Origin of the sequence: Asinibacterium sp. OR53, from assembly GCF_000515315.1 — a bacterium.
GTDB lineage: Bacteria > Bacteroidota > Bacteroidia > Chitinophagales > Chitinophagaceae > Sediminibacterium.
In genome coordinates, this window is the sequence record NZ_KI911562.1 from 3,386,475 (window position 1) to 3,411,896 (window position 25,422).

A 25,422-nucleotide genomic window follows, 5' to 3' on the forward strand; every position below is an offset into this window, starting at 1 on the left:
AGGGTTACATTGCAATTTCCTTCACCTTATTCATCATCTGTACGCCATGTACAAGGGCAGCCCCGCCTTTGATGGCAGCTGCAATATGCACGGCTTCCATCATCTGTGCTTCATTCCATCCTTTTTCATACGCATCGCTGCTGTAGGCATCAATGCAATAAGGACATTGTACCGCATGCGCCACTGCTAATGCTATCAATGATTTTTCTTTGGCGCTCAGCGCACTATCTGCAAAAGCGGCGCCATACCAGGCAAAGAATTTATCCGCCAGGTCTTTCTGGTATTCGCCTATCGAACCAAATTTCCCCAGGTCTGCCGCATCGTAATAATGATTTGTCATAACAATTGTTTTAGCTATTATAATGATCAAGGTGCAAATTCCAGCTATAGGGTTTAAATCGGATAAGCGGATCCTTGCCAGACGGTAGAATGCCTATATCCCTTACAAGAGCTTTCATTTTTTGCTTCCCGCCAAAATCACCGCGGAACCAACTCATCAGCTTCGGCAATTGCAGGGTATTGGATACGCTGTCATAGGTTGCTTCGCCAAGCAGGTAGGCCCTGGTAGCCATATCCAACTGTTTATTAATGTTGCCGGGATCATAAAAAGCGATGGGCGGGCAGCTTTCCGCTCCGCAATTCAGTGCAAAATGAATACGGTAATCTACCGCGTCTACACGCAAAATTTTTTCTGTTTTTGACGGGAAGGGTTTATTCAGATAACCCTCGCTCCATTTTATTTTTGAGCGCCGCAATATCCCGTGTTCTATTTCATCCAGGCTGAAAAGATGTCCGCCAATATTGATTTGACCGGAACCAAAAAAACGGCTCCTGTTTTGGTAGGCCCCTTTGTTTTGCTTTAACAAGTATTGTGTGAAACCGTTATAGATATTGATCCAGAAAGCTTTCTTTTCCGCATCGTCTTTCAATAAGCCGGGCAATGTTGCAAAGTCTATACCTGCCAGTTGTGATACCAGGCCTGTTGTTGCATTCCCTGTCCTGGCAGCATATATAAAATCCTGTGATAATTGAATCAGTTTGCCGTATGTTCCTTTTGTAGGTTTTATAGGCATTACTATTACAGCTGCTGCTTTAGCAGCCTCCGTGTTCTGTACAACCACGGACTTAGGCTGTTCCAACCATCCTTTTATCGCATTTTCCGTTAAGGCAGCGGCATTGGATACAGCTACAATCACACCTGCTTTATTCAGCACGATCGTATAAGGATATGATGGCGGCTGGAACAGCGCAGTGACTGACTGGTCTGTGTCAATGATCAAAGGGAAAGGAAAACCGGGTCTCTTCATTATAAAATCAGATAATATTCCCCGTGTTTCCGTTGAAACAAGTACGACACTTAATTTACCGGCAAATTGTTTCTGCAGTTCCTCAAGGTGAGGTATGGCTTTGATACAAGGCGCACACCAGGTACCAAAAAAATCGAGCACGGTCAGTTCGCCCTGTAGTTGGCGGAAATGAACTGCCTGCGTCTTATCATTCAAGACAGTTCCAACAGCAAAGTCGTTTACCTTATCCCCCGTCACATATACTTTCTGCGAATTGGCATAAAGTGTCATAAAAAATAAAAATATGAAGGCTGTCAGACGCATCTTTCTAAATATACTATGAAAAATCTACCCGGATATACGTATCTGCCAGTACAATGGTTTTTTATTCATAACACCTTTATTGCCTCAACAAATAAATGGGACAACTTGCTATCTGCCATACCAGCTATTTCAATAATCTCTTCAATATTTACAGGTTTAAGATGATCAGGGTCACATTCGTCTGTAATGACCGAAACAGCGATACAAGGTAATTGCATATGAACGGCTGCGATTACTTCCGGAACAGTAGACATACCTACCATGTCTGCTCCTATGTTTTTCAGGTATCGGTATTCGGCTTTTGTTTCCAGGTTAGGTCCGTGAACAGCGGCATAAACGCCCTTCTTTAATTCAATGCCCAATTCATTTGCCTTTTGCTGTAACAGGTATTTGAGATGCAGATCGTAAGGCTCGCTCATATCAGGGAAGCGACTGCCTAGCTCATCGTAATTCTTACCACTTAAAGGATTGCCGGCAAGCAGGTTGATATGATCATCAACCAAAACCAAATCACCTTTTTTAAATTGTAAATTAATCCCCCCGGCCGCATTCGACAAAAACAGCCTTTGTATTCCAAGCAACTTCATGACTCTTACCGGAAATACGATTTGTTGCATCGTATAGCCCTCGTAAGCATGAAAACGACCTTGCATAATCAGAACGTTTTTACCTGCCATACTTCCATAGATCAAATTACCTTTATGGTATTCTACGGTAGAGATAGGGAAGCCCGGAATATCCGCATAAGGAATGGTCTGTTTTACATCGACATAGTTGAGTAACTGATGCAAACCGGTTCCCAATACAATTCCTGTTTCAGGTTGCATACTTCCTTTGCTGAAGAGGAAATCCCTGGTTTCTTTTATTTGTTGCAGTAAATTCATGATTATTATTTTCCGGTAATATGTTGTAGTATATCTGGTGCTTTTCTTTGTCTTATGCGGTAATTTAGGATGAAAAAGTCATTCTTAATTACATATCCTCTTTTAAGGGCACATCATAGCGGTATGAACAAACCCCGGCAGCATCGATTGCCAGGGTTTGTTCATACCGGAATTGATCAAGCAATCTGCTCCGGCATCTGCACTTTCAACAGAGACAGGTTAAGGCAGCAAAACCTGGTCAATCACGTGCACTACTCCGTTGGTGGCCATGATATTAGTGGCAATGATAGCGGAAGCCGTTTTATTACTGTTGCCTTTAACTGTTGCTCCATTTGTAAGGCCTATTGTAACTTTACCGCCATTCAAAGTAGTAACCATCGCTCCATTCACTAAATCTGAAGAGAATACCCTTGCCCCTATTACATGATAAGTTAAGATAGCTGCCAGCGTATTGGGATCTGCTGCATTGATAGCGGCCTCTGAGGAGAAACCGGCATTTCGGAACGCCTGGTTGGTAGGAGCAAATACAGTGAACGGACCATTTCCTGATAATACCTGGGCAACATTGGTGCTGCCTTGTGAAGCCCGTAATACAGCAGCCACGAGGTAAGAGAAACCGGTATCACTCTGGGTCACCTGCACCAGGTTGCCTGCCGGAGGCAGCAATACACGATTGATGACATGGATCACACCATTACTGGCCGGAACATCAGCCTGTGTAACCTTCACCCCGTTCACAAATACACCGCTGCTGTTTTTGGTCACAAATAATTCTCCTCCGTTGGCTGCCTTTACAGATGCATTGGGTCCGGCGGGAACATCTGCCGACATGATCTTTGAAGTAAGGGTGTGATAGAGCAGTATATTCTTTAACTGATCAGATGATAATGAGCCAATGGTTGATGCACTGATGCCTGATGTCTGAAACGCATTATCATCAGGAGCAAAAACAGTAAAAGTACCGCTGCCGCTGAGAGTGGTTGCCAAACCCGCTTTAACAACTGCAGTTTTCAATAAGCTGAAACTGGCATTACCCGACACTACATCGGTGATGGTATTGCCGCCGGACGAGTTGTTGTTTTCCTTGGTGCAGGAACCCGCAAATAATAAAATGAGCGGCAGGGTAAGCATCCATTTTCTACGATAAAGCCTGGTTTTCATGATCATTTGATTTTAATGTTTAAAAAATAGTATTGAGGATTTCCCAGACTTAATTACAATAATCGTACAAAAATATACTTTTTATATTAAATTAAACTTAAAATAGTGGTTTTTTAGGTGATAAAACAATCGTTTTAGTGCACTTTTATACTTTTACTGAGATGTATTTTATGAATTACCGGTTGATCCGGTACGGTTGGGTAGGGCAAAGCAATTCCGGGAACGATAAAAGAAGCAAAGTCATTAATTCAGTTACGTATCTGCCCGGTTCCTTTGACGATCCATTTATAGCTGGTGAGTTCTTCCAGCCCCATCGGGCCACGGGCATGCAGTTTCTGTGTACTGATGCCGATCTCTGCACCGAGGCCAAACTGCGCTCCATCGGTAAAAGCGGTGGAAGCATTTACATAAACGGCAGCGGCATCAACCTGGTTGAGGAACAAACGTTGGTGCTCGGTATTTTCTGAAATGATTGCTTCGCTGTGTTTTGAGCTATGTGCGGCGATATGATCCAAGGCCTCGTCGATACCCTGCACTGTTTTGATCGCCATCCGGAGTGACAGGAATTCCGTTCCATAGTGCTCTTGTTGTGCATGATGCAGCAATGCAGGAGGATAGTGCCCTTCCAGGTTTGCATAACTTGCAGTATCGGCATAAATTTCTACCTGCTTTTCTGCAAGTGGCAGCGCCAGTTCGGACAATACCTCTAAGCGGCTGCTGTCTATCAGCAAACAGTCGAGGGCATTACATACGCTTACCCTTCGTGTTTTGGCATTGCAGATGATCTGCTTTCCTTTTTCTACATCCCCTGTTTCATCAAAATAAGTATGTACGATACCAGCCCCGGTTTCTATCACAGGCACGCGGCTGTTTTGCCGAACATGATCGATCAATTGCTGGCTGCCACGGGGAATCAGCACATCTACCAAACCTGTAGCATTCATTAACGCAGTAGTAGCTTCTCGTTCAGCAGGTAATAGTTGCGCCACCGCAGTATCTACCCGATGCTTGTGCAACGCCCGGTGAATGATACCTATCAGCAACATATTGGAAAAAGCAGCGTCACTGCCACCCTTTAAGATACACACATTGCCTGTTTTGAAACACAGTGCAAATACATCCATCGTTACATTGGGGCGCGCTTCGTAAATGATGCCTACAACACCTAATGGCACACGAACCCGCGACACTTCCAATCCATTGGGCAATATTTTTTCATCGATCACATTTCCTAAAGGAGTAGGTAATGCGGCAACCTTCAAAATATCATTCGCAATATCCTGTATCCTTGCTGCAGTAAGCAAGAGGCGATCGTACTTTGGGTCAGCCGCATCCATCCTGTTAAGATCCTTCTTATTGGCAGCGAGTACCGCATCTGTTTCCTGCACCAATATAGAAGCCAATTCTTTCAATACAGCATCTGTCTGCGCGGGCGCCAATCGAATCATTGCCCTGGTAGCGCTGCGGGCCCGTTCAAAATATTCCTTATAATCCATGCTGCATCTGTTTAAACCGAGAGGTAAAAATAATCATAATGCACCAATGCTTTTTGGTTACGCGCTCCTATCCGCTCCTGTGCCTTATCTGAGCCATATTGTGCGATACCTAATCCCACCAATTGTGCCGCTTCATCTACCACCTGTATGATATCTCCTTTTTGGAAATCAGATAATATCGCTGTTACACCTACAGGCAGCAGGCTTGTTGCCTTGCCGGAGAGTAATGCTGCTTTGGCGCCTTCGTTGATTTGCACCACACCTGTGGCCGCATTGGCAGCGGTGGCCAGCCACTTCTTCGTACCGGAAGCATTTTTATCCGGTACAAACCGGGTATGCGTCAGCTTATTATCCAACAGATCCGGCAGCACATTGTCTTTTTTCCCATTGGCTATGTGTACAGGTATACCCAAACGGGCCACTTTCTGTGCCATCACCGATTTGGTAACCATTCCTCCGCGCCCGAACTGCGATTTACCGGGAGAAACAAAGCTTGCAAAATGGGTCTCCCTGGCACGTATCTCTTCAATCACCTGCGCGCCTTCCTGCCTGGGATCACCATTGTACACGCCATCCACATTCGATAAGATGATCAGGGCATCTGCATCCAACATGGCCGCTACCAATCCTGCCAACTCATCATTATCTGTAAACATCAATTCGGTAACGGATACCACATCGTTTTCGTTGACGATGGGCACCACTTTATTTTGCAGCAGTATCTGGAAACAATTCTTCATGTTCAGGTAATGCTTCCGATCACGAAAATCTTCCTTAGTAACCAATACCTGCGCGCAAAGCATCCGGTGTTCCTGGAAAAGACTGGAATAAGTGTTGATTAGTTGCACCTGTCCTACTGCTGCCAGCAATTGCCTCGCTGCAATAGCATCGGTTCGCTCCGGTACGCTGATCAGGCTCCTTCCTGAAGCTACTGCACCGGAAGAGACCAATATAACCTCCACTTCCCTGTCCTTTAACTGGGCCAGTTGTGAAGTAATATTTTTTATTCTTGTAATATCGGGCAGTCCGTCACGCTGTGTGAGCACATTGGAACCAATCTTGACAACCACGCGTTTATAATGAGAACCCATGAATAACCAATCTTTAAATGAAGCGTAAAACTACTGATTAATGCCAAGTGTTGTGGAATCCGTCATTCTTAGCCGATTAAAATCTGCTGTGTGCTTACAGTTCATTGCTCATCTTGCCTCAGCGCGCTCGTTGGTATCCATGGGCTGGCTCTCAAGGCAGTTGGAGCGTTTACACGCTAGCGAGCAGTGCTGGATGATTGTGCAATTATTACTCATCAATACTGATAGCTGCATCATGATGGCATTGCGCCGTCCTATTGTACAATGAGGAATTAGCTGTATTTACCACCTCACAGAAGGAACAAGTATTAGCAGGCTATCCCTGGCGCCAACCGTTGAGTTAACGGCCCCGTGGATTGAACCCACGGGGCCGATGTCCGAATCCACGGGCCCAATGTCCGAATCCACGGGCCCAATGACTGAATCCACGGGGCCAATGTCCGAATCCACGGGGCCGATGACTGAACCCACGGGCCCAACGACCGAATCCATGGGGCCGATGACGGAATCCACGGGGCCAATGTCCGAATCCACGGGGCCGATGACGGAACCCACGGGCCCAATGACCGAATCCACGGGGCCGATGACGGAATCCACGGGACTGATGACTGAATGCACGGGGCTGATGACTTGGCGCTCAAGCTTAATCACTGCATGCTCGGGCCTGATGACTGGATCCGCGGGGCAGAGCACTGGATATTCGGGCTGGATGATTATGTTACTCACATTAGGAAAGCACCTCAGGTTAGGCTTATGATATGTTGTTAAGCTAACCTGTGAAGAACTGTCTTTATAATGTTACACAATTGTTATAATGAATTTTTGGTACCTTACCCTATCGTAACAATAAACGCTATAAAACATCTAATTATGCATCAGACAAGACGAGGTTTTCTGAAAACAAGCTCTCTTGCGTTGGGGGGGACCTTGCTTTTTTCTAATGAACTTTTTGCTGCCTACAAACGAAAGGAGATATTGGGTATTCAACTTTATTCGGTAAGGGATGATATGAAGAAAAGCCCGGCCGAGACCCTGCAACAATTGTCTGCCATGGGTTACAGGTATGTTGAACATGCCAATTATATCGACCGGAAATTCTACGGCTATACAGCTGCTGAATTTAAAAAACGGCTCGACGGGTTAGGCATGAAGATGCTCAGCGGTCATACTGTTTTTAACAAGAACCATTGGGATGCTACCAAAAAGGAATTTACCGATACATGGAAATATACCGTGGAAGATGCTGCCACTGCAGGACAACAATTCGTTATCAGCCCCTGGCTGGATGAGAGCTACCGAAAAAATGCCGATGACCTGAAGCATTATATGGAGGTTTTTAATCAATGCGGGGAATTGTGTAAAAAATCGGGGATGAAGTTCGGGTACCACAACCACGATTTTGAATTCAGCCAACACCTGGGTGGCATGCGCGTGTATGATATCATCCTTCAATATACCGACCCGGCACTGGTAGCGCAGCAACTGGATACCGGCAACCTGTACAATGGTGGCGCCACTGCTATGGAAACTGTTAAAAAGTATCCGGGCAGATTCGAGCTCATGCATGTAAAAGATGAGATCAAAAGCGAAAACGGCAACGAGAAATTCGAAAGCACTGTTTTAGGCAAGGGCATTGTGAACGTAAAGGAAGTGATCGATTTCGGCCGCAAATCCGGTGGTACCACCCATTTCATCATCGAGCAGGAAGCCTACCAGGGCAAATCGCCGCTTGACTGCGCCCGCGAAGACTTCAGCGTGATGAAAAAATGGGGGTACCTGTAAAGGCCGCTTACAACGGTCTCAACCAGATATTCCGGTAGCTCAACGGCTCACTCTTATCACCATGCGCCTGCAACTTAATGGGAGCAGGACCGTGTTTGTGATAACTGGGTTGGCCTATATAAGGTGTATCTCCTTTTAACTCCGTATTATTTTGTACCAACACCCCATTATGGAACACGGTAGCACGCGCGGGTGACTTGAGGGTTCCATCTTCATTGAAACGTGGTGCAGTCCATATTACATCATAGCTCTGCCATTCTCCGGGTTTTCTGCAAGCATTCACCAGTGGCGGCGATTGCTTATATATACTACCTGCCTGTCCGTTCACATAAGTACTATTGTTATAATTGTCTAACACCTGCAGCTCATAACCACCGGCGCCAAAAGGTATCGATGCGAGAAAGACACCGCTGTTACCCCTGGCCTGGCCTGTACCGGTAATATTCGCCGGAATGCGGTATTCGATATGCAACTGAAAATCAGTAAATGTCTTTTTTGTCTGGATATCGCCCACACTTTTATCTACTGTCATGATATGATGGACTAATTTCCAATTTTTGCCTGGAGCAGGATTCTTTACAGCTTCCCATTCATCGAGACTGGTCCCATCAAATAATACGATGGCGTCTGAAGGTGCATTACCGCAGGTTTCTCCCGGTGTAACAACTTTGGGTACAGGGCTGTAATATTCGGTTGCGCGGGGATCACCCTGTTGTGCATAAGAGGCTGTAGTAGCGAGCGCAATGGCTGCAATGCCTGCAATGATTTTCTTATTCATCTGATTGTGTTTTATTGTTCAATAAAGAATTAAATCTTCGGTAAATGGTATCCGTTATGGTATTGTTTCATCAAGTATGCTGCATTAACCGCATCATCGGTAAATTTCGAAAGGGCCTTATCCCAGTACAATTTTTTTCCGGTACGATAAGATATATTACCCATTTGTGCTACTGTAGCTACATGCGCCCCGGCCTGTATAGAACAGTGCAATTCATCCATCTTTCTGGATTTCACCACACCGACAAAATTTTCCCAGTGCTTGTCGAGCCCGTTATCGGATGGTTTTACCAAAGGTTTGCTGACTTTATTCTTGCTTTGTCTCTCTTCAATCACTTCCCATCCACCTCTACTCAATACAAGCGTTCCATTGTTTCCTATAAACGCAATTCCATGATCTCTTCCATACGACCCGTTGTCAATACCCATAGCAGAATCCCATACCAGGTTAAAATGATCGAACTCATACATCGTGGTAAGCGTGTCTGGTGTTTCTTCATACAGATCGGGGTAAGCAAACCGTCCGCCCATTCCATCGATCGTTTTAGGAACGCCAGCCTTCATGCCCAGCAGGGCATAATCCAGTAAATGTACACCCCAGTCGGTCATGAGTCCGCCCGCATAATCCCAGAACCATCGAAAATGAAAATGGAAGCGGCTGGCGTTGAAAGCCCTTGCAGGCGCGGGTCCCAGCCATTGTTGATAATCAACGCCTGCCGGTGGAGCACTGTCCGGCACTACTGGCTGAGGACGCATCCATCCCTGGTAACACCAAACCTTCACCGTACGTATATTGCCCAATTGTCCGCTTTGTACAAAATCCACTGCATCCCTGAAATGCTGCTGGCTACGCTGCCATTGTCCGGCCTGCACCACTTTATTGTATCGTTGTTGCGCCGCTACCATCGTCCTGCATTCCCCAATGGAATTGCCTACGGGTTTTTCTACATATACATCCTTCCCTGCTTCGCAGGCATGTACCATGATTAATGCATGCCAATGATCAGGTGTTCCAATGATCACGGCATCTATGTCTTTTTGCTCCAATAATTTACGGTAGTCGGCATAGGTCTTGATCCTGGAAGTATCAACACCGGCTTTGGCTAGTTCGCCCAGTCTTTTTTCTATAACATTCCTGTCAACATCGCAAACGGCCACCAAGTTTACTCCTGGTATTTTCATGGCCGCCCTTGTATTAGACCATCCCATTCCGTTAATGCCAATTGCACCGATATTTAATTGATCACTGGGAAGAATGCGATTTTTAAAAATGGCAAAAGCTTTGTTATCGAAGGCAGATGCCAGTGCTCCTGCGCCGAGCAGCAGCGAGGATTGTTGCAGAAATTTTTTTCGTGAATACATATGGCAAGCCGTTTAATGATGATTCAAAATAATGATTATTCCGGTAACAACTTCTTCTGGTAAGCTTTTTCTAATTCATCCAACGCTGCGTCATACCCTGCCCGGTCGTTAAAAGCTGCCGGATTGTATCCATCTCCCGGTTTATGTTTTTGATGCAGTCCGAATTGACTTGCATGTGAAGCGAACCACAGATCAAACTGCAACCCTCTCATTGCACGAAGCGTATAGGCGTAATCTTTCCCTACTTCCGGATAGCCCGGCATGCCGGCCAACCTGGTCTCGTCGAGTACCGAAGGCATGTTGGCGATCAGTACCCGGTAGGTTCGCTGCGCGTCTTTTACATCAAACAGGAAACTATTAGCACCTTTAGTATGACCGGGATGATGCAGCATTTCTATTTTCATATCTCCCAGCCTGATGGTATCATGGTCATACAGCAGCCGGTCTGCTTTTACCGGTAAAAAAGTGCTGCCTTTTCCACCCAATACATAATCAGAATTACCGCCATCTGCCAATACCTCAGCGTCTCTTGCATTGATCATCATTTGTGCACCTATTTGTTTTTTGATGGCTGCCATTGCGCCTACATGATCGAAGTGTGCATGCGTAGCCAGTAGTATTTTAATATCTCTGAACCGATAGCCGAGCGTCTTAACATGGGCACGGATCAATGGATAGGAATCATCCAATCCTGTATTGATAAGGATATGCCCTTGCGGCGTGGTAATAAGATAGGCCGCGAGATCATAAGTACCCACATAGTACAGGTTCCCTGCAATACGAAACGGCTGGTAATCCTGCGACCATTCTTTATTGTGATAAGAAGATACAATTAGTTTTTGGGCATGGACCCGGTAGCTGAAGCCAATAAAAAAAACAACCAGCGTAAATGACCACCATCTTTTATATAAAGCCATGTCGTTTCTATTTTAATAATCACCTGATCTATTTCCAAGGCATGCTGAACTGGTATTTACCGGAACCTGCTTTCAATATTACCTGTTCTTTTTCTGTGCCCACTACTTCGATATCTTTCAATGCTGACAAAGCCTTGCCGCTTTCCATTACTTTTTCTGCACCGGTGGCAGGAACATAAATAGTAGCTGTTGTATTTGCCGGTATCTCTACATCCATGATCAATTGATGATTCTGTATTTTCCAACCCGAAGCCAGTTTTCCGTATAAGGTTTGATAACTGGCAGCTGCCTGGGTAAAGCCTCCGCCGATATGCGGTTGTATGCGGATGTTTTTATACGCACTTCCGTCTTCTTCTGTATCCATACCCACCATCACCCGGTATAACCAATCGCCAATAGAACCGTATGCATAGTGGTTAAAAGAGTTCATGCCGGCTGTTTGAAATGTGCCGTTGGTTTTAATACCATCCCAGCGTTCCCATATAGTGGTAGCACCCATTTTTACAGGATACAACCAGGAAGGATAGGTATCCTGTAACAACAAAGTATAAGCTATATCTGTATGGCCAAAACGACTGAGTACCTGGCAGAGATAAGGTGTGCCCAGGAAACCGGTGGTGAGGTGATTCCTGTATCGCTTGATATTCTCTACCAGCCTGTCTGCCGCCTGCTGGCGCAAAGTCTCCGGCAACATATCGAATTGCAATGCCAGCACATAAGATGTTTGTGTGTTGGACATGGTAGCACCGTTGGGTGTAAGATATTCTTTTACAAATGCATCTTTGATCCTTTTTAAAAGTTCCGTATAGGTTGTTGCATCGTCTGTTTTACCCAATACTTTGGCGGTATTAATGAGTAATTGCGTAGAGTGCGCATAAAAACACTGTGCAATAAGGTACTTATTGGTAATAGCAGAATTACCGTCGGGGTCATCACCGAGACTGTAGAATAGCCAGTCGCCAAAATGAAAGCCTTTGTTCCACAAATCATTAACGCTTTGGCCCTTCATATAATCAACCCAGGCCTTCATACTGGCATACTGATCTTCCAATATTCTTTTGTCACCATAAGCCAGGTACATGTTCCATGGAACGATCGTTGAAACATCTGCCCAGCCTGTACTGCCGCCTGCAGAGGGGCCCAGCACATTGGGAATCACATGCGGAATCCTTCCGTCAGGCAATTGATCGGCCGATACATCCTTCAGCCACTTGGCAAAGAAATTATGTGCATCTCTTAAGAAAGTAGCGGTACGTGAAAACACTTGTGCATCACCGGTCCATCCCAACCGTTCATCTCTTTGCGGACAATCGGTAGGTACATCCAGGAAATTACCCCTCAATCCCCATTCAATATTATGCTGCAACTGGTTGATCATGGCATTGGAAGAAGTAAAACTGCCCGTGGGTCTCATATCGGAATACAGGGTAACGGCAGTGATGTCTTCGGGTTTTAACTCACCGGGATAGCCTTCTATTTTAATGAACCGAAAGCCATGCCAGGTAAAATGCGGCTCAAAAGTTTCTTCGCCTTCGCCATTTAGAATATAGTTATCCTGTGCTTTGGCGATGCGCAGGTTCTCGGTATAAAAATTGCCATCTTTATCCAATACTTCTGCATGGGATATGTTGATGCGCGTTCCTGCTTTTCCTTTGGCTTTGAGCACCACCCAGCCTACCAGGTTTTGTCCGAAGTCAATCACCTGCTCGCCCTTGGGTGTTTTAAATATTTTAACCGGCTGGAATGTTTCGTGTTTTTTTACCGGCTCATTGTATGTTGCTACCAGCACCGATTTGGAAAAATCTGCACGCTTTACACCGCTCCAATCATTATCGTGATACCCAGGTGTTGCCCAGCCTTTTTTTGCCAGCCTGGCGTCGATGGTTTCGCCATGATAAATTTCCGAATAGCGGATGGCACCTGTAGAAGATTTCCAGCTTTCATCCGATACAATGCTCTTGGTAGTGCCATCCGTGTACGTAATATCCAACTGAAAAAGCAGCGCAATGTCTTTACCATAAGAATCGTGGTTGCCACTCCAGGCAATATAACTCCTGTACCAACCATTGCCCAGCGTAACACCAATGGCATTATCACCTTCCTGTAAGAGATGGGTTACATCATAAGCCTGGTATTGCAGGCGTTTGTTATAGCTGGTCCAGCCCGGTGTGAGGTAAGCATCCCCTACCCGCTTGCCATTGATCTGCGCTTCGTACAAGCCATGCGCTGTAATATATGCTGTGGCCGATTTTATTTTTTTAGCACTGTTGAATGCTTTCCTGAAAAGCGGCGAAGCGCGCAGGCTGTCTTCTTCAAATCCAGGCACGATCCATGCGGCTTTCCAATCTGAAGGCGTCAGCAAACCTATTTGAAAAAAAGCCGGTGCACTCCAGGCAGAAACATTGCCCGCGTTGTCCCACACACGAACCTGCCAATAATAACGCTTACCAGCTTTCAACGCTTCTCCATGATAAGGCACATAAAGGGATTGGTCTGAAACTACTTTTCCAGTGCCTTTATTTTTCGCCATTTCATGTGGGTTGTCGCCCATTCTTATTTCATAGGCAGTCTGTTTGCTGTTCCGTTGATCTGAAACAAGTTGCCAGCTAAACCGGGGATGTGTAATATCCAATCCAATTGGATTATCTGCATTCTCCGTACGCAGGTTTTCCAGGCGCACTTGCGCAGTTAGCGACAGAGAGAACAATACTTGTAAGATGATAACGAATGAAAATGCTTTTTTCATGGCAGGCATTAAATGTTAAATGGACAGTAATTTAACTATTTTTATGCCTGGACTATCATGTAGCATCCTGCCTTTTATTACTGGTTTTTCAAAGGCGTGAAGGCAAACACCAATGCCGGGGATTTTTCACCCGTTTTTTTCACTGAAGCGGGTATTTTGATCGTTGTTTGATCGCCTTGCTGCGACCATTCCGCCTTCTCTCCTGTTTGCAGCAATTTGATTGTAGCCCCTTTTGCAGGTGCATTGCCATGCCATGTAACAGCAGTTGGTAATGATTCATTTTCTTTCAGGCAAACCAGTGCATACCTGGTGTTGGTGGTATTGTTTTGGGTAAAATAAACAGCGCCATCATTATAGTTGGGCGTGATCCGCGTATTGTAAATGGCTTCACCATTCACGCGCATTCATTGCCCAATTTCAGTCAACCGTTCTACGGCCATTGCCGGTAATGTGCCATCGGGTTTGGGACCGATGCCCAGCAACAGGTTACCACCTTTTGCCACTACTTCAATGAGTGAATGGATCACCTGTGCAGCGGATTTGAAACGGTCATTGGGAACATAGCCCCAGTTATTGGCCAGCGTCATGCAACTTTCCCAGGGATGATCGAGTTGTTTTGCCGGAATGCGCTGCTCGGGAGTTTGGTAATTCTCATAAGGGCCGTGTACGGTACGATCCACTACCAGCAATCCTGGCTGTGCTTGCCTTGCCATGGCTGCAATGTGTGGTATATCTATGTCCTGGCTCCAGTCCGGTATGGGAGCCCCCCATGAAAGCACTTCTTCATTTACTGTTTCCCGCGGCCTCACCCAGCCGCCATCCAGCCAGAGTATGTCGATACTTCCATAATGGTGCATCAACTCCCCGATCTGGTTATAAGTGTATTGTTTGAATTGATTCCAGCGCCAGGGGTTCTTTTTGATATCGTAGTTGTTGTTGCGGTTGGGCGTGGCATATTTAGGCCACCAGTAGTATTCCGAGTGCCAGTCGGGCTTGGAAAAATAAGCGCCGATCATGAACCCCTGTTTACGGAATGCATCAAACACATATTTCGCTACATCGGCTTTCGGGTTGCCGGCAAATGGACCTTTCGCAATACTGAAATCAGATTGTTTGGTATCGAACATGGCAAAGCCGTCGTGGTGTTTGGTAGTAAATACCAGGTAACGCATGCCTGCCTCCTTTCCTGCACGGGCCCATGCATCCGGATCGAAATGCACCGGGTTAAAATCTTTTTGCAATCCCCAATACCATTTTTTAAAATCATCATAACTCCTGGTGCTATCACGGTTGATCCAGTCTTCCGAGCACAAAGCCCAGGATTCAATGATACCGGGCACTGCGTACAATCCCCAGTGGATGATCATACCAAATTTTTGATCCTGCCAATGCTCCAATTTTTCCTTTACCAGTTTGTCTGTAGGCCATTCGTATTGGGTTGATTGTGGATGTATGTTGCCTTGCGCGTGTGCCGTAACCATCGTTGCATGAACGGCAAAAAGGCTGGCAATTGCTGGCAATAAGGATCGTAATGAATGCATAACAAGTGTTTTAAAAAAAGCTGTAGCAGCCATTGCCCTGGGGGTAAGGGCATGCACTGCTACAGTATGAAAGGAAATATGTACGACGATTACCTAACGTCCCAGAAAATCTTGGTACTCAGGTTATCTTTTGCCTGAACAGCCTGATAGTTGGCTGCATTGTACGTTTGTTCATCTGTCGGATACAACCACCTGGTGGGCGGTAATTTTTGAATACCGGCATCAGGTACAAAAGTCAATGCAGGGAGCTTCAGCCTTCTCAACTCTGACCAACATTCCATCGGCTGTAAAACACTGAAGTTAATCCACTTCTGAACAGCGATCTTGTTTAATTTTTGTTGTGAAGTGGTAGCGTTTGTCCAAAGAACACCTGGGCTGGAAAGATAGTTACTAATCTCATTCGATCCCAGGGGCGTTAAAGCGCCAGATATACTACTGCCACTCAGTGTTCTTAACCAATAATAGTAGTTCACAGATTGGGTGATTCCCGCTTCATAAGCAGTCCTTGCGCTAGCATCATTATTAGCATTCAGGTAATATTCTGCTATCAGAAAATCAATTTCTGCCGCATTGATCAGGGTGCCTGGAAGAAAGATATTCTGTGATAAGGTAGAACGGTTATACGTTGCTATGAGGCTTTTATTTAAAATGGTATTCTGATCGGTGCTTGTTAATGAAGGATCCAGACCCATATATACACCCTGCGCGCTGTCACCTGGTTCAAACATGGCCCTCAATCTTGGATCGGTATTGTTGTTCATGGTGTCGATCATTACTTTACCAGCCCTGTCTGCAAACTGCCATCCGATCAATCCACGGTAAAAATCAGAGGAAGACCCGGTATTGGTGCCGTTATTGATGCCGGTAGTGTTATTCACTACTTTTACCATGATATTATCTGAGTTCGTAGTTACAATGGGATAATTGGTTGCATTGCCCAGGATGCTTGCCATTTCGCTGTTCACCCGTGATTGGAATGCGGCTACGCCATTTACCCTGCTCAACATTCTGATGCGAAGTGAGTTACAGTATTTCTTCCATTTTACCACATCGCCATGATTTACAAAATCCTGCGTTTTCATGGCAGCAGCAATACCCGAACTTACTGAGATGGTGTTCAGTTCATCTGCGAAGCCTTTCAAATCGTCCAGCATTTTGGTATAGATGGTAGCGGCATCATCATACTTGGCTGCAGAAGCCTGGTAGTTACCACCGTTGGCGCTTAACAAACCAGCACCGCTCCAGGGAATATCGCCCCATATATCCACCATTTTCTGGGTGAAATCATAGAAGTAGGTGGTAGCCGCGATATAATACATGCGGTTGGTTTGCTGGTCTGTTTTGCTAGCTGCATTATATAAGCGCAACATTTCCTTGTATTGTGCCAGCAGCTTATAGTAAGTGCTCCATACATCGCTGGTAGCAGCTGCACCTGGTATATACCTGCCATTACTATTGAGGGTGGCAGCCGTTTGGCTCCAGGGCATCATTGTATTCTGGTAAACGGCAAAATACGCGTAGTAACGATACATTACATAATTAAGATTGGAAGACAACATGCCGGCAAATTGTCTGTCGACCGTTGTAGAGGAAAGCTTTGAAGGATCGGAGTACGAATCCTCAAACTGTTTCTTGGTACAGGATGTGATACCAAGTATCGCCAGTAGGCTTATGGAAAATATTTTTTTCATGATAATTTACTTTTAAGGATGACGGATTAAAAGCTTGCTCTTAAAGTAACACCGAACGAACGGGTAGAAGGTTGGTTTCCAGCATTGCTCACGTTGGAATCCCAGCTCAATCCCGAAGTCAGCTGTTCTGCATCCATGTCTTTAATGGTTCTATACAAATAGAACAGGTTACGTCCGAATACAGATAATTGCAGTTTGGTAGCTTTTATTTTAGATGCAATAGCGTGTGGCAAATTATAAGTAAGCGAGATTTCACGCACTTTCCAATAAGTATTGGTTACGATATACTGGAAATACTGTGAGTTGCTGTATTGAGGACCACCCCAGTTATAAGTATCCCAATAATAGTAGAACTGAGAAGTAACGTAATTGTTGGGTGTTCCATCAGGGAATACACCACCCAACTTCATACCATCGTGGTATACTTTTTCTCCATTAGGACCGGTAGCAGCAGAAGTTGCTATTCCCCTTCCCTGTGCATCTTTATAATAAGCAACACCACCGTGAGCGGCATCCATTGCATGCAGGCTCTGCTCGGTGAGACCACGGCTTGTCATCCAGAAAAGACCGGTAGGCATTACATCACCGCCTATTCTGAAATCAGTGAACACACTGAGTGTGAAATTTTTATATTTGAAATTGTTATAGAAACCACCAATTGATTTCACCTGTGTATTACCATATCTTACCAGTTTAGAACCATCTATCTGGTAATTGAACTCGCCATTACCCAGGTCAGCAATGATATTATTGCCTTTTCCATCTGTCAAAATCGGGTGTGCATAGAAATCACCGATGGGCCTGCCTATCACCGATTTTAGCACTGCTGCATTTCCATCGAAATCCCTGTGTGTGAATTCTGAAGAACCGTTTGTCAGCTTGGTGATCTTGTTATTATTGAAGCTGAAGTTCGCCCCGGCTTCCCACTCGAAATTCCTGCCTCTGATAGGAGTTCCATTGATATTCACTTCAATCCCTGTATTTTGCAACGTACCGATATTTGTCAGGATATTGCTGGCGCCGGTTGTTTGTGCAATTTGTAAAGGCACAATCATGTCCATCACTTTGGCGCTGTAATACGACACATCAAAATTCAACCTGTCATTCAACAACCTTGTTTCCAAACCGAACTCCAGTTCATGCTTTTTTTCCGGGCGTATATTATCATTTCCGTAAGTACCGGTTGAAGTAGTGGTAGCTAATGTAGCGCTACCTGAACCCTGGTCGCCTAAATTAGAAAGATTGTATGCAACGTTAGCGGCGTATTGTGTGGGATAGTTACCCACGATACCCCATGATGTTCTCAGTTTTGCGTAACGCACAATTTGAGGTAATCTAAATATATCTGACAACACCAATGCAGCATTTGCTGAAGGATAAACAAATGCATTGTTGTTGGGGTTCATGGTAGAAGTACGGTCTCTTCTCAGGGTTCCCTCTACAAACAGGTAACCCTTATAATTGGCATTCACGGTTCCTATGAAAGCATCTTTGGTTAAATAAGCTTTCGTTCCACTGCTGGAATAAGGTGTTTGTGCGGAAGAAGTAAGGTCAAAACGGTTTTCAGTAGTCAGACCGCCTTTGGTACCTATACTGGTAATATAGCTGGTTTCTTTATCGGCAGTGTATCCAGCCATTGCTTTTAATTCGAGATCCTTATTAACCTTTTTAGTATAAGTCAACAACAGGTCTCCGTAGAAAATGGAATAATTGGTGTTGCCAATACCGTAGTAACCGGAAAATCCGCCCAAAGAAACAGGCACCGTTGAATATTCCTTGTTTTCAGACACGTTGGAAGTCCAATCGGTCGCTATTTTACCCCTCAATTGTAAATCCTTGGTAATGTCATAGTAAGCAGTAGCGCTTGCAATCAACCGGTTATTGGATTCGCGGGTCTGTTTTTTCATCACATTCCACATATATTCCAGAATATCTCCCCTGCGGTTGGGTATTGTGAGATTTTCACTGGGGGTAAGGCTTGGATTGGTACCAGTAACATATTTGTATCCTAAGCTGGTTTGAAATCTGTTGCGATACCAAAGTCCGTCGTCAAATGCAGGCATCATACCACCAAAATTATTGATGAGCCTGTCGGTCAGATACGGCCTGTTATTCACCCTTGAATAAATATCATTCGCGATCAGGTTGATCCTGAAATTTTTGCCGAACTTATAATTGCTGTTCAGGTTGAAAATATATTTATCGTTGGCTGAATTCAAACTTACACCTTCATAATGGTCTTGTGTAACAGAGAAACGGGTTGAACCATTATCGCCTGTTGAGGTGAACGCCACATTGGTAGCGCTGTTATTAGCATGCTGAAACAAGTTAGCCCATCCGTTCTTGATAGGAGAATAAGGTCTCACTACACCATCCCAACTAGCAATGGGCTGTCCGTCGAATAAAGGGCCGAAATTCAATGATCCCGATATCAGGGCCCTGTAGCTTTGTCCGTTGATGGTATAAGTATTTTTATTAAATCCATTGGCGTCTTCGCCGTATACATCGTATTGCACAGGGCTTCCCGCACCACGTACTTTTTGAAGACGGGGGAGATAAGCAACCCTGTCCTGGAAGTAAGTAGTACTGAAGTCAACAGAAAAACCTTTTTTACCTTTTCCGGATTTTGTAGTGATCACCACCACACCATTGGTTGCTTCAGAACCATAGAGGGCAGCGGCAGAAGCACCTTTTAAGATGGTAAGATTCTCAATGTCTTCCGGGTTCAGATCAACCAGTCCATTACCCCTCAATCTTTGATCGCCCCAATAATTTCCATTGTTGAAGTCTCCGTCATGGATAGGAACACCATCCATGACAATCAGGGGTTGCGTTCTGCCGAAAAGTGAATTGATGCCACGGATCTGGATAGCTACCCCACCCATAGAACCTCCGGGAGAAGCAGCGATCCTTACACCAGGCGCTTTACCATAAATAGCAGCGGCGAAGTTGGTGGGAGCCGTTTTGGTCAACTCATCCGACTTAATGGTAGTAGTTGCATAGCCGAGTGATCTTTGCTGTTTCTGAATACCCAAAGAGGTTACTACCACATCCTGTACAGTACCAACCGACTCTTGTAAGGTTACTGTGTAATTGCTGCTGCTGCCGGTTTTGACGGAGAAATCCTCATACCCAATGTAGCTGATAATAATTGTAGCGCCTGGTTTCACTTTCAGTGAAAAAGCGCCATTGGCATCCGAAGTAGTCTTGTTACTGGTGCCCACTTCACGTATAGTGGCACTCGCCAAAGCTGCGCCCCCGGGGTCTTTTACCACACCGGCAACTGTACGTTTTTCTTGCGCCAGCAATACCGTGTTGCAAAGAAGCAAACAAAGTAAAGCGAGCAGCACTTGCATTCGCGTTTTCATGTTTTGGTTGTTTTTGAATTTTAGTTGATACATATTGGCCTGGGAAATGAAAGATTGTTAATTATAGACCTCGTAATTGTCCATCACCAGCGATGCGGCGCCCATCAGCTCTGCATTGGCGCCCATGGCAGATATCGATAATTTTACATTTTGCGCTAAGCGGGGTATACAATGCACATTCAGCGCCTGTTGGATCGGCGCTTCCCATACTTTACCGGCGTTCGCTCCTCTTCCGCTGATGATGACCATCTTCGGGTTGAGTATATGGATCAGTACCGCCACACCCCTTCCTATAGAGTAACCCACATCTGAAAGCAACTCCGTAGCAAAAGCATCGCCTTTATTCGCCGCTTTGATGATCGCTTCAAAACCTGTTTCGGGATTATCCACAGAAAGATTTTCCAGCATCGATACCCTTCCTTCTTCCAAACCTTTGATGGCTTTCTCTAGTATGACCAACAACGAGGTCTCGGTTTCAAGACATCCCGTCTTACCACATTCACAAAGCTTGTTATTGGTGAAAAGCGGAATATGGCTGAATTCACCCGCGAACCCATTATCACCCCTGAACAATCGTCCGTTCAATATCATACCCAATCCTACTCCCCAACCCAGGTTTATGACCAGTGTATTATCGTGGTACTTATGGGCTCCGAAACGCTGTTCGGCCAATGCAATCAGACTGGAATCGTTATCGATGAATACCTTGCAACCGGTTACTTCTGCAATTGTTTCTGTGACAGTTTTTTCCTGGCTCTTTAAAAAAGTGTGGTTGATCCCTTTTTGGGCATCAACAAAACCAGGCATGGCAATGCCAATACCCGCAATCTTGGATGGCGCAATGCCCGATGCCTGAATAACTTTTTGTATTTCTTCGGAAAGCCTGGAAAGCGCCTGTTCATTATTGGCCAGCGGAAGAGAGATTTTGTCTACCTGTGTTACAAACCGGTGCGACATATCCATGATGGCGATCTTGGTAAGCAACTGGTCCATCGCCACAGATACTACATATAATGCGTCGGAAGTAATGGAATAGACAATGGGCCTTCTTCCTCCGGAAGAAACACCCAAATGATCTTCCACTACTACACCTTCGCTCACCAATTCGCCCAGCAGCTTATTGGTAAGGGGGATGCTTTTGTCAATTTTGGCGCTCAGCTCGGTTCCCGAAAGCAGGCGCGAAAAGAAAAGCTCCTTGATAATTTGTCTTCGGTAGCGGCTTTTTTTCGTAGTCATGCAAGCAGCCAAACATTGTAAATTATTTTATCATTAATGTTTGGAATTTTAAAAGTAGGTAAAACTTCATAAAATTTTTAAAAAGTTTTGTTTTAAAGGATTTTTTAAGGTCGGGCTATCCCAATCCGGTCAACCGACTCGTTATTCGTATCTAAAGCATCCATAAACTATATAGAGATCCAGGAACATAATAGCCTGGTCGGTGGCACTAAACTAAATGGCGTCTGCTTTCTTTTGGATGGATTGTTTTTCAGCAGTGGTCTTTGCCAACGACGAAGCACGCTGAAAATGCTGCTTCGCTTTTTCATTATCGATGTGCAGGTACAACTCCCCCAATAACAGGTAATAGAAGCGATCACCGGTGAGGTTCAGTTTTTCTGCCTCCTGTATAGCAGCCGGCTTCCCGTATACTTTTGAAAAGGCATAGGTCCTGTTCAGTGCAGCAACCGGCGAATAAGCTAATTGCAACAAGCGGTTGTACAACTGCAGGACCTTATTCCATTTTTCTTCCGAGTCGTCTTGCTGCGTATGCCAGTAAGCGATGGCTGCCTCGAGATGATAGGCAGACAGTTCATTTTCACCCGAAGCACATTGCAGGAAATAACCTCCTTTGCTGATCAGGTCGGTATTCCAAAGGCTGGCATCCTGATCGGCATACAATACCAGTTCGCCATCCTTATCAATACGTGCATCAAACCGGGAAGCGTGGAAACACATGAGCGACATGAGGGCGTTGACCGCAGGTTTATTCGTGCTGTTGTTTTCAATCAGCATTGTACAGAGCCGTATCGCTTCCAGGCAGAGGTCTTTACGTAGTGTATGGTCTCCTCCCGCAGCATAATATCCTTCGTTGAACAGCAGGTAAATGGTTTTCAACACCGCCGATAAGCGCTCTTCCATTTCGCCGGCAGAAGGTAATTCAACAGCAATATGTGCTTCTCGCAATTTTTCCTTTGCCCGGTACAATCGCTTGTTGACGGTTTCTTTATTCGTAAGAAAAGCGCGGGCGATCTCTTCAATACCAAAACCGGACAGAATACGCAATGACAGACCGATCTGTGCTTCGGGCGGAAGTGCAGGATGACAAACCGCAAACATCATCTGCAACTGGCTGTCGATGATGTTACGGGGCGAGAGGTCTATATCGGCTTCCTGCCATTCCGGGTTAACATTCTTTATCTGCGGAACAACTTTATTTTCAAAAATCTCCTTCCGGTGCATGGCATTCTTTGCTTTATTCTTTGCTACCTGGTAAAGCCATGCAACGGGATTAGCGGGCACCCCTTCCACACCCCAGCTTTGTGTTGCGGTAAGAAAAGTATCGCTGGCAATATCCTCGGCCAATGCCACCTGGCTCAACCCAAAATACTTACAAAGCACCGAGACGATCTTCCTGTATTCTGTCCGGAATAAATGCGGTATCAGTCCATCTTTGTTCATGTGCGCACCGATACCACTTTGCGTACTTCTACACTATTGCCATCACCCTTTAATATGGGGCATTCTTTGGCAATGGCCACTGCATCATCAAAATCTTTTGCCTTGATGGTGATGAAGCCGGCCAGCGACTCTTTGATCTCTACAAAGGGTCCGTCGGTCATGAGTTGTCCGGGTTTCAGTACCCTGCCTTCGGTAGACAATCCTTTACCGCCAACAAATTGGTTACGGGCAGCAATACTGCCTACCCAATCCTGGTACCACTGCATGTACACCTGCAATTGTTCGGGCGATGGTTGCGCCTCCTTGGTTAGCAGGTCGAGGCGCATTAATATCAAATACTCTTCCATAGTAATTTCGATTGAACTGTGAAAAAATCATTTTTAAACTGGTAGATCAGAACGCTGATGCTTTCACCCACATCTGTAAAATAACCATTGGGTGTAATAAAGTTAAACACGCTGTGCCTTCTCATAATAAAGATTTTTAGGGTTAAGAAAACGGCTTCCTATTTATAACAAACGGGGAGAACGGTTTTGGACAGCGCCGGTCGTATCCGGCCCTTAAAAATGTCGTTTTTGCACCCTTAGATTATCTGGCTTGTTGAGTAGGTTTGTCTTGCATATCAATCATTCAATTAAAATACTCCTATGCAAAAGATCACGCCCTTTTTATGGTTCAATGGCCGCGCCGAGGAAGCCATGCACTTTTATGTTTCTGTTTTCAAGGATGCGCAAGTAGGTCAGGTTTCCTATTATGGAGAAGCAGGGCCCGGTCCTAAAGGATCGGTAATGGTAGCCGGTTTTCAACTCAATGGCCAGCAATTTCTTGCACTGAATGGCGGACCGGAATTTTCTTTCACACCTGCTGTTTCTTTTGTGGTGAATTGCGATACGCAGGAAGAGATAGACTATTACTGGGAAAAATTAGCTGCCGATGGAGGCAAGCACCAAGCCTGTGGATGGTTGCAGGACAAGTTCGGCCTTTCCTGGCAGATCGTACCGCCCATACTGAGTGAATTCATGCGGGGCATAGACGCCAAAAAAGCCAACCGTGTTATGCAGGCCATGCTTACAATGACCAAGATCAACATCGCCCTGCTGGAGAAAGCTTATGCAGGCGAGTGAGGATATTATTTGTTGGCATCTGCGGTTGCAATAGCAGTGGTGTGATTGCTAACCACCACCTCATTACCGGTTGTTTGCTGCGGCTGGTTTTTAGGTAATGCAATCGGACCTGCTACATTGTGTGTGGCAATGAATGTTTCACCCAGCAAATGAGATACAGTGGCAGCAACCTGCTTTTGGTGGTGTTGCTGCTTTTCTTTCATTTCACCTAAAGGTGCAATGCCTGCTCCCAGCATGGCTATCCAGGTTTCGCCCGACCCTTTTACCCAGAATCCATGTCCCTTCCAGGAAGCACCTCTTCCCCTGCCATGATCGGTGGTGATGATGAACGTGGTATTATTCCTGTAAAAAGGATCTGTTTGCACATAATACCAGAGATCGGCAATCAGCATATCTACCTGGTGTGCTTTCTGTAAGTAAGTATCATACTGTCCCTTGTGCGCGAACTCGTCTGTTTCCCCGAATCCAAGGAAAAGCACCCTGGGATGTTTTTCTTCTATGTAAGATTTTGCGCTCTCATAAGTAAGCATATCGTGCCGCGTATTCGATTGACCGGCAATATTTCGCTGTACCTGGTTGATGAGTATGTGCAAAGTATCTGTTGTTTCATCCAGCATTTCATACCCGCTGTTCACGGGAAAATCATTGTGCTTTTCGTCCAATATATAAGGCATCACATTCCATGAGCTGAAAGCGGCGATCCTGCCGGCATAAGCAGATTGTTTGTTCAAGTATCCCAGTATATTTTGGTTCCTGTTTCGAACGGTTAAATTGGGGATGAACCGGTAATCGGCAAAGCCCGAAAGTATTTCATTGTATCCGGGATAAGATATCTTATACAGGTTGGCTACATTCACGCGGTTATCATAAGCTCGGTTGCCTAATAATTGTCCGTTTTGCGCAATCACATTCCAGAAAAACGGCAGCAATTTCCTGCGGCGTATTTCCATATCGGCATCCCAGAATGCTGTTTTCAGTAAGCTGGTATCTTTTACCAGTTCGGGGTCGGAGATCAGTGTGGCGTCAGCGCCGTTGAAGACTTCCTGCCACCTGAATCCATCGGTAGTAATGATGAATACATTGTGTGCAGCTGGCGTGTTTTGCGCTGCCAGTCCCAGAGCTAAGAACATGCAGCAGGCGCTGAAGAATGCTTTCATTGCGAAAGGTTTTACAAAGAACCTTCCTGAATGTAAAGC

The 25,422-nt window shown here is 45.3% G+C and carries 21 protein-coding genes; 2 read left to right on the top strand and 19 right to left on the bottom strand.

Going from position 1 to position 25,422, the window contains the following annotated elements; translation table 11 throughout:
- Positions 1 to 4: 4 nt before the first annotated feature.
- From SEDOR53_RS0115055 to proB, 6 genes are all read right to left on the bottom strand, one after another.
- A complete protein-coding gene (locus tag SEDOR53_RS0115055; RefSeq protein ID WP_026770463.1) occupies positions 5 to 340 on the bottom strand; it encodes an arsenosugar biosynthesis-associated peroxidase-like protein in 336 nt (111 codons plus the stop codon).
- Between the two features lie 10 nt (positions 341 to 350).
- A complete protein-coding gene (locus tag SEDOR53_RS18955) occupies positions 351 to 1,577 on the bottom strand; it encodes a DUF547 domain-containing protein (RefSeq protein ID WP_198018977.1) in 1,227 nt (408 codons plus the stop codon).
- 98 nt (positions 1,578 to 1,675) lie between these two features.
- Complete coding sequence (locus SEDOR53_RS0115065; RefSeq protein ID WP_026770465.1) at positions 1,676 to 2,494, bottom strand: purine-nucleoside phosphorylase; 819 nt, start codon at positions 2,492 to 2,494, stop codon at positions 1,676 to 1,678.
- 219 nt (positions 2,495 to 2,713) lie between these two features.
- Positions 2,714 to 3,655 (bottom strand): fasciclin domain-containing protein, encoded by a 942-nt coding sequence (locus SEDOR53_RS0115070; protein WP_026770466.1) that lies wholly within the window; start codon positions 3,653 to 3,655, stop codon positions 2,714 to 2,716.
- A gap of 248 nt (positions 3,656 to 3,903) precedes the next feature.
- Complete coding sequence (locus SEDOR53_RS0115075; RefSeq protein ID WP_026770467.1) at positions 3,904 to 5,151, bottom strand: glutamate-5-semialdehyde dehydrogenase; 1,248 nt, start codon at positions 5,149 to 5,151, stop codon at positions 3,904 to 3,906.
- Between the two features lie 11 nt (positions 5,152 to 5,162).
- Entirely contained in the window at positions 5,163 to 6,242 is a 1,080-nt protein-coding gene (proB, locus tag SEDOR53_RS0115080) for a glutamate 5-kinase (RefSeq protein ID WP_026770468.1), read from the bottom strand.
- A gap of 870 nt (positions 6,243 to 7,112) precedes the next feature.
- Here proB and SEDOR53_RS0115090 point away from each other — a divergent pair.
- Positions 7,113 to 8,024, top strand: a complete 912-nt coding sequence (locus SEDOR53_RS0115090) for a sugar phosphate isomerase/epimerase (protein ID WP_026770469.1) — start codon at positions 7,113 to 7,115, stop codon at positions 8,022 to 8,024.
- A gap of 7 nt (positions 8,025 to 8,031) precedes the next feature.
- On the opposite strand, the gene SEDOR53_RS0115095 is transcribed toward SEDOR53_RS0115090, so the two are convergent.
- The 12 genes from SEDOR53_RS0115095 to SEDOR53_RS19155 all read right to left on the bottom strand — a co-directional run bounded on the left by SEDOR53_RS0115095 (position 8,032) and on the right by SEDOR53_RS19155 (position 23,574).
- The gene (locus SEDOR53_RS0115095) at positions 8,032 to 8,802 is read right to left on the bottom strand and encodes a DUF1080 domain-containing protein (protein ID WP_026770470.1); all 771 of its coding nucleotides are present in this window, start codon (positions 8,800 to 8,802) and stop codon (positions 8,032 to 8,034) included.
- Between the two features lie 29 nt (positions 8,803 to 8,831).
- The gene (locus tag SEDOR53_RS0115100) at positions 8,832 to 10,163 is read right to left on the bottom strand and encodes a Gfo/Idh/MocA family protein (RefSeq protein WP_026770471.1); all 1,332 of its coding nucleotides are present in this window, start codon (positions 10,161 to 10,163) and stop codon (positions 8,832 to 8,834) included.
- A 35-nt stretch (positions 10,164 to 10,198) separates the two neighbouring features.
- Positions 10,199 to 11,080 carry a subclass B3 metallo-beta-lactamase gene (gene bla, locus SEDOR53_RS0115105; protein ID WP_026770472.1) on the bottom strand — a complete coding sequence of 294 codons (882 nt, stop codon included), beginning with the start codon at positions 11,078 to 11,080 and terminating at the stop codon, positions 10,199 to 10,201.
- A 28-nt stretch (positions 11,081 to 11,108) separates the two neighbouring features.
- The gene (locus SEDOR53_RS0115110; protein WP_026770473.1) at positions 11,109 to 13,826 is read right to left on the bottom strand and encodes an alpha-L-rhamnosidase; all 2,718 of its coding nucleotides are present in this window, start codon (positions 13,824 to 13,826) and stop codon (positions 11,109 to 11,111) included.
- A 77-nt stretch (positions 13,827 to 13,903) separates the two neighbouring features.
- Positions 13,904 to 14,230 (bottom strand): hypothetical protein, encoded by a 327-nt coding sequence (locus tag SEDOR53_RS19345; RefSeq protein WP_232214784.1) that lies wholly within the window; start codon positions 14,228 to 14,230, stop codon positions 13,904 to 13,906.
- A complete protein-coding gene (locus tag SEDOR53_RS18245; protein ID WP_232214785.1) occupies positions 14,231 to 15,367 on the bottom strand; it encodes an alpha-L-fucosidase in 1,137 nt (378 codons plus the stop codon). It lies immediately after the preceding gene.
- Between the two features lie 89 nt (positions 15,368 to 15,456).
- Complete coding sequence (locus tag SEDOR53_RS0115120) at positions 15,457 to 17,058, bottom strand: SusD/RagB family nutrient-binding outer membrane lipoprotein (protein WP_026770474.1); 1,602 nt, start codon at positions 17,056 to 17,058, stop codon at positions 15,457 to 15,459.
- A 26-nt stretch (positions 17,059 to 17,084) separates the two neighbouring features.
- Positions 17,085 to 20,426, bottom strand: coding sequence for a SusC/RagA family TonB-linked outer membrane protein (locus tag SEDOR53_RS0115125; RefSeq protein WP_026770475.1), 3,342 nt, complete (start codon positions 20,424 to 20,426; stop codon positions 17,085 to 17,087).
- A gap of 57 nt (positions 20,427 to 20,483) precedes the next feature.
- The gene (locus tag SEDOR53_RS0115130) at positions 20,484 to 21,662 is read right to left on the bottom strand and encodes an ROK family protein (protein ID WP_026770476.1); all 1,179 of its coding nucleotides are present in this window, start codon (positions 21,660 to 21,662) and stop codon (positions 20,484 to 20,486) included.
- Between the two features lie 213 nt (positions 21,663 to 21,875).
- On the bottom strand, positions 21,876 to 23,102 hold the full coding sequence (locus SEDOR53_RS0115135) for an RNA polymerase sigma factor (RefSeq protein WP_026770477.1): 1,227 nt from the start codon (positions 23,100 to 23,102) through the stop codon (positions 21,876 to 21,878).
- Positions 23,099 to 23,449 (bottom strand): YciI family protein, encoded by a 351-nt coding sequence (locus SEDOR53_RS0115140; protein WP_026770478.1) that lies wholly within the window; start codon positions 23,447 to 23,449, stop codon positions 23,099 to 23,101. Before SEDOR53_RS0115140 ends, SEDOR53_RS0115135 begins: the two co-directional genes overlap by 4 nt.
- Positions 23,434 to 23,574 carry a hypothetical protein gene (locus SEDOR53_RS19155; RefSeq protein ID WP_157576849.1) on the bottom strand — a complete coding sequence of 47 codons (141 nt, stop codon included), beginning with the start codon at positions 23,572 to 23,574 and terminating at the stop codon, positions 23,434 to 23,436. Before SEDOR53_RS19155 ends, SEDOR53_RS0115140 begins: the two co-directional genes overlap by 16 nt.
- A gap of 175 nt (positions 23,575 to 23,749) precedes the next feature.
- On the opposite strand from SEDOR53_RS19155, the gene SEDOR53_RS0115150 reads away from it, so the two are divergent.
- Positions 23,750 to 24,226 (top strand): VOC family protein, encoded by a 477-nt coding sequence (locus SEDOR53_RS0115150; protein WP_026770479.1) that lies wholly within the window; start codon positions 23,750 to 23,752, stop codon positions 24,224 to 24,226.
- A gap of 5 nt (positions 24,227 to 24,231) precedes the next feature.
- On the opposite strand, the gene SEDOR53_RS18250 is transcribed toward SEDOR53_RS0115150, so the two are convergent.
- Positions 24,232 to 25,383: an alkaline phosphatase family protein gene (locus SEDOR53_RS18250; RefSeq protein WP_051416684.1), complete on the bottom strand. Its 1,152-nt coding sequence runs from the start codon at positions 25,381 to 25,383 to the stop codon at positions 24,232 to 24,234.
- Positions 25,384 to 25,422: the final 39 nt, after the last annotated feature.

Coding starts and splice junctions, on each gene's coding strand:
- SEDOR53_RS0115055 (WP_026770463.1), bottom strand. CDS start 340: ATGACAAATCATTATTACGATGCGGCAGACCTGGGGAAATTTGGTTCG.
- SEDOR53_RS18955 (WP_198018977.1), bottom strand. CDS start 1,577: ATGACACTTTATGCCAATTCGCAGAAAGTATATGTGACGGGGGATAAG.
- SEDOR53_RS0115065 (WP_026770465.1), bottom strand. CDS start 2,494: ATGAATTTACTGCAACAAATAAAAGAAACCAGGGATTTCCTCTTCAGC.
- SEDOR53_RS0115070 (WP_026770466.1), bottom strand. CDS start 3,655: ATGAAAACCAGGCTTTATCGTAGAAAATGGATGCTTACCCTGCCGCTC.
- SEDOR53_RS0115075 (WP_026770467.1), bottom strand. CDS start 5,151: ATGGATTATAAGGAATATTTTGAACGGGCCCGCAGCGCTACCAGGGCA.
- proB (WP_026770468.1), bottom strand. CDS start 6,242: ATGGGTTCTCATTATAAACGCGTGGTTGTCAAGATTGGTTCCAATGTG.
- SEDOR53_RS0115090 (WP_026770469.1), top strand. CDS start 7,113: ATGCATCAGACAAGACGAGGTTTTCTGAAAACAAGCTCTCTTGCGTTG.
- SEDOR53_RS0115095 (WP_026770470.1), bottom strand. CDS start 8,802: ATGAATAAGAAAATCATTGCAGGCATTGCAGCCATTGCGCTCGCTACT.
- SEDOR53_RS0115100 (WP_026770471.1), bottom strand. CDS start 10,163: ATGTATTCACGAAAAAAATTTCTGCAACAATCCTCGCTGCTGCTCGGC.
- bla (WP_026770472.1), bottom strand. CDS start 11,080: ATGGCTTTATATAAAAGATGGTGGTCATTTACGCTGGTTGTTTTTTTT.
- SEDOR53_RS0115110 (WP_026770473.1), bottom strand. CDS start 13,826: ATGAAAAAAGCATTTTCATTCGTTATCATCTTACAAGTATTGTTCTCT.
- SEDOR53_RS19345 (WP_232214784.1), bottom strand. CDS start 14,230: ATGCGCGTGAATGGTGAAGCCATTTACAATACGCGGATCACGCCCAAC.
- SEDOR53_RS18245 (WP_232214785.1), bottom strand. CDS start 15,367: ATGCATTCATTACGATCCTTATTGCCAGCAATTGCCAGCCTTTTTGCC.
- SEDOR53_RS0115120 (WP_026770474.1), bottom strand. CDS start 17,058: ATGAAAAAAATATTTTCCATAAGCCTACTGGCGATACTTGGTATCACA.
- SEDOR53_RS0115125 (WP_026770475.1), bottom strand. CDS start 20,426: ATGAAAACGCGAATGCAAGTGCTGCTCGCTTTACTTTGTTTGCTTCTT.
- SEDOR53_RS0115130 (WP_026770476.1), bottom strand. CDS start 21,662: ATGACTACGAAAAAAAGCCGCTACCGAAGACAAATTATCAAGGAGCTT.
- SEDOR53_RS0115135 (WP_026770477.1), bottom strand. CDS start 23,102: ATGAACAAAGATGGACTGATACCGCATTTATTCCGGACAGAATACAGG.
- SEDOR53_RS0115140 (WP_026770478.1), bottom strand. CDS start 23,449: ATGGAAGAGTATTTGATATTAATGCGCCTCGACCTGCTAACCAAGGAG.
- SEDOR53_RS19155 (WP_157576849.1), bottom strand. CDS start 23,574: ATGAGAAGGCACAGCGTGTTTAACTTTATTACACCCAATGGTTATTTT.
- SEDOR53_RS0115150 (WP_026770479.1), top strand. CDS start 23,750: ATGCAAAAGATCACGCCCTTTTTATGGTTCAATGGCCGCGCCGAGGAA.
- SEDOR53_RS18250 (WP_051416684.1), bottom strand. CDS start 25,383: ATGAAAGCATTCTTCAGCGCCTGCTGCATGTTCTTAGCTCTGGGACTG.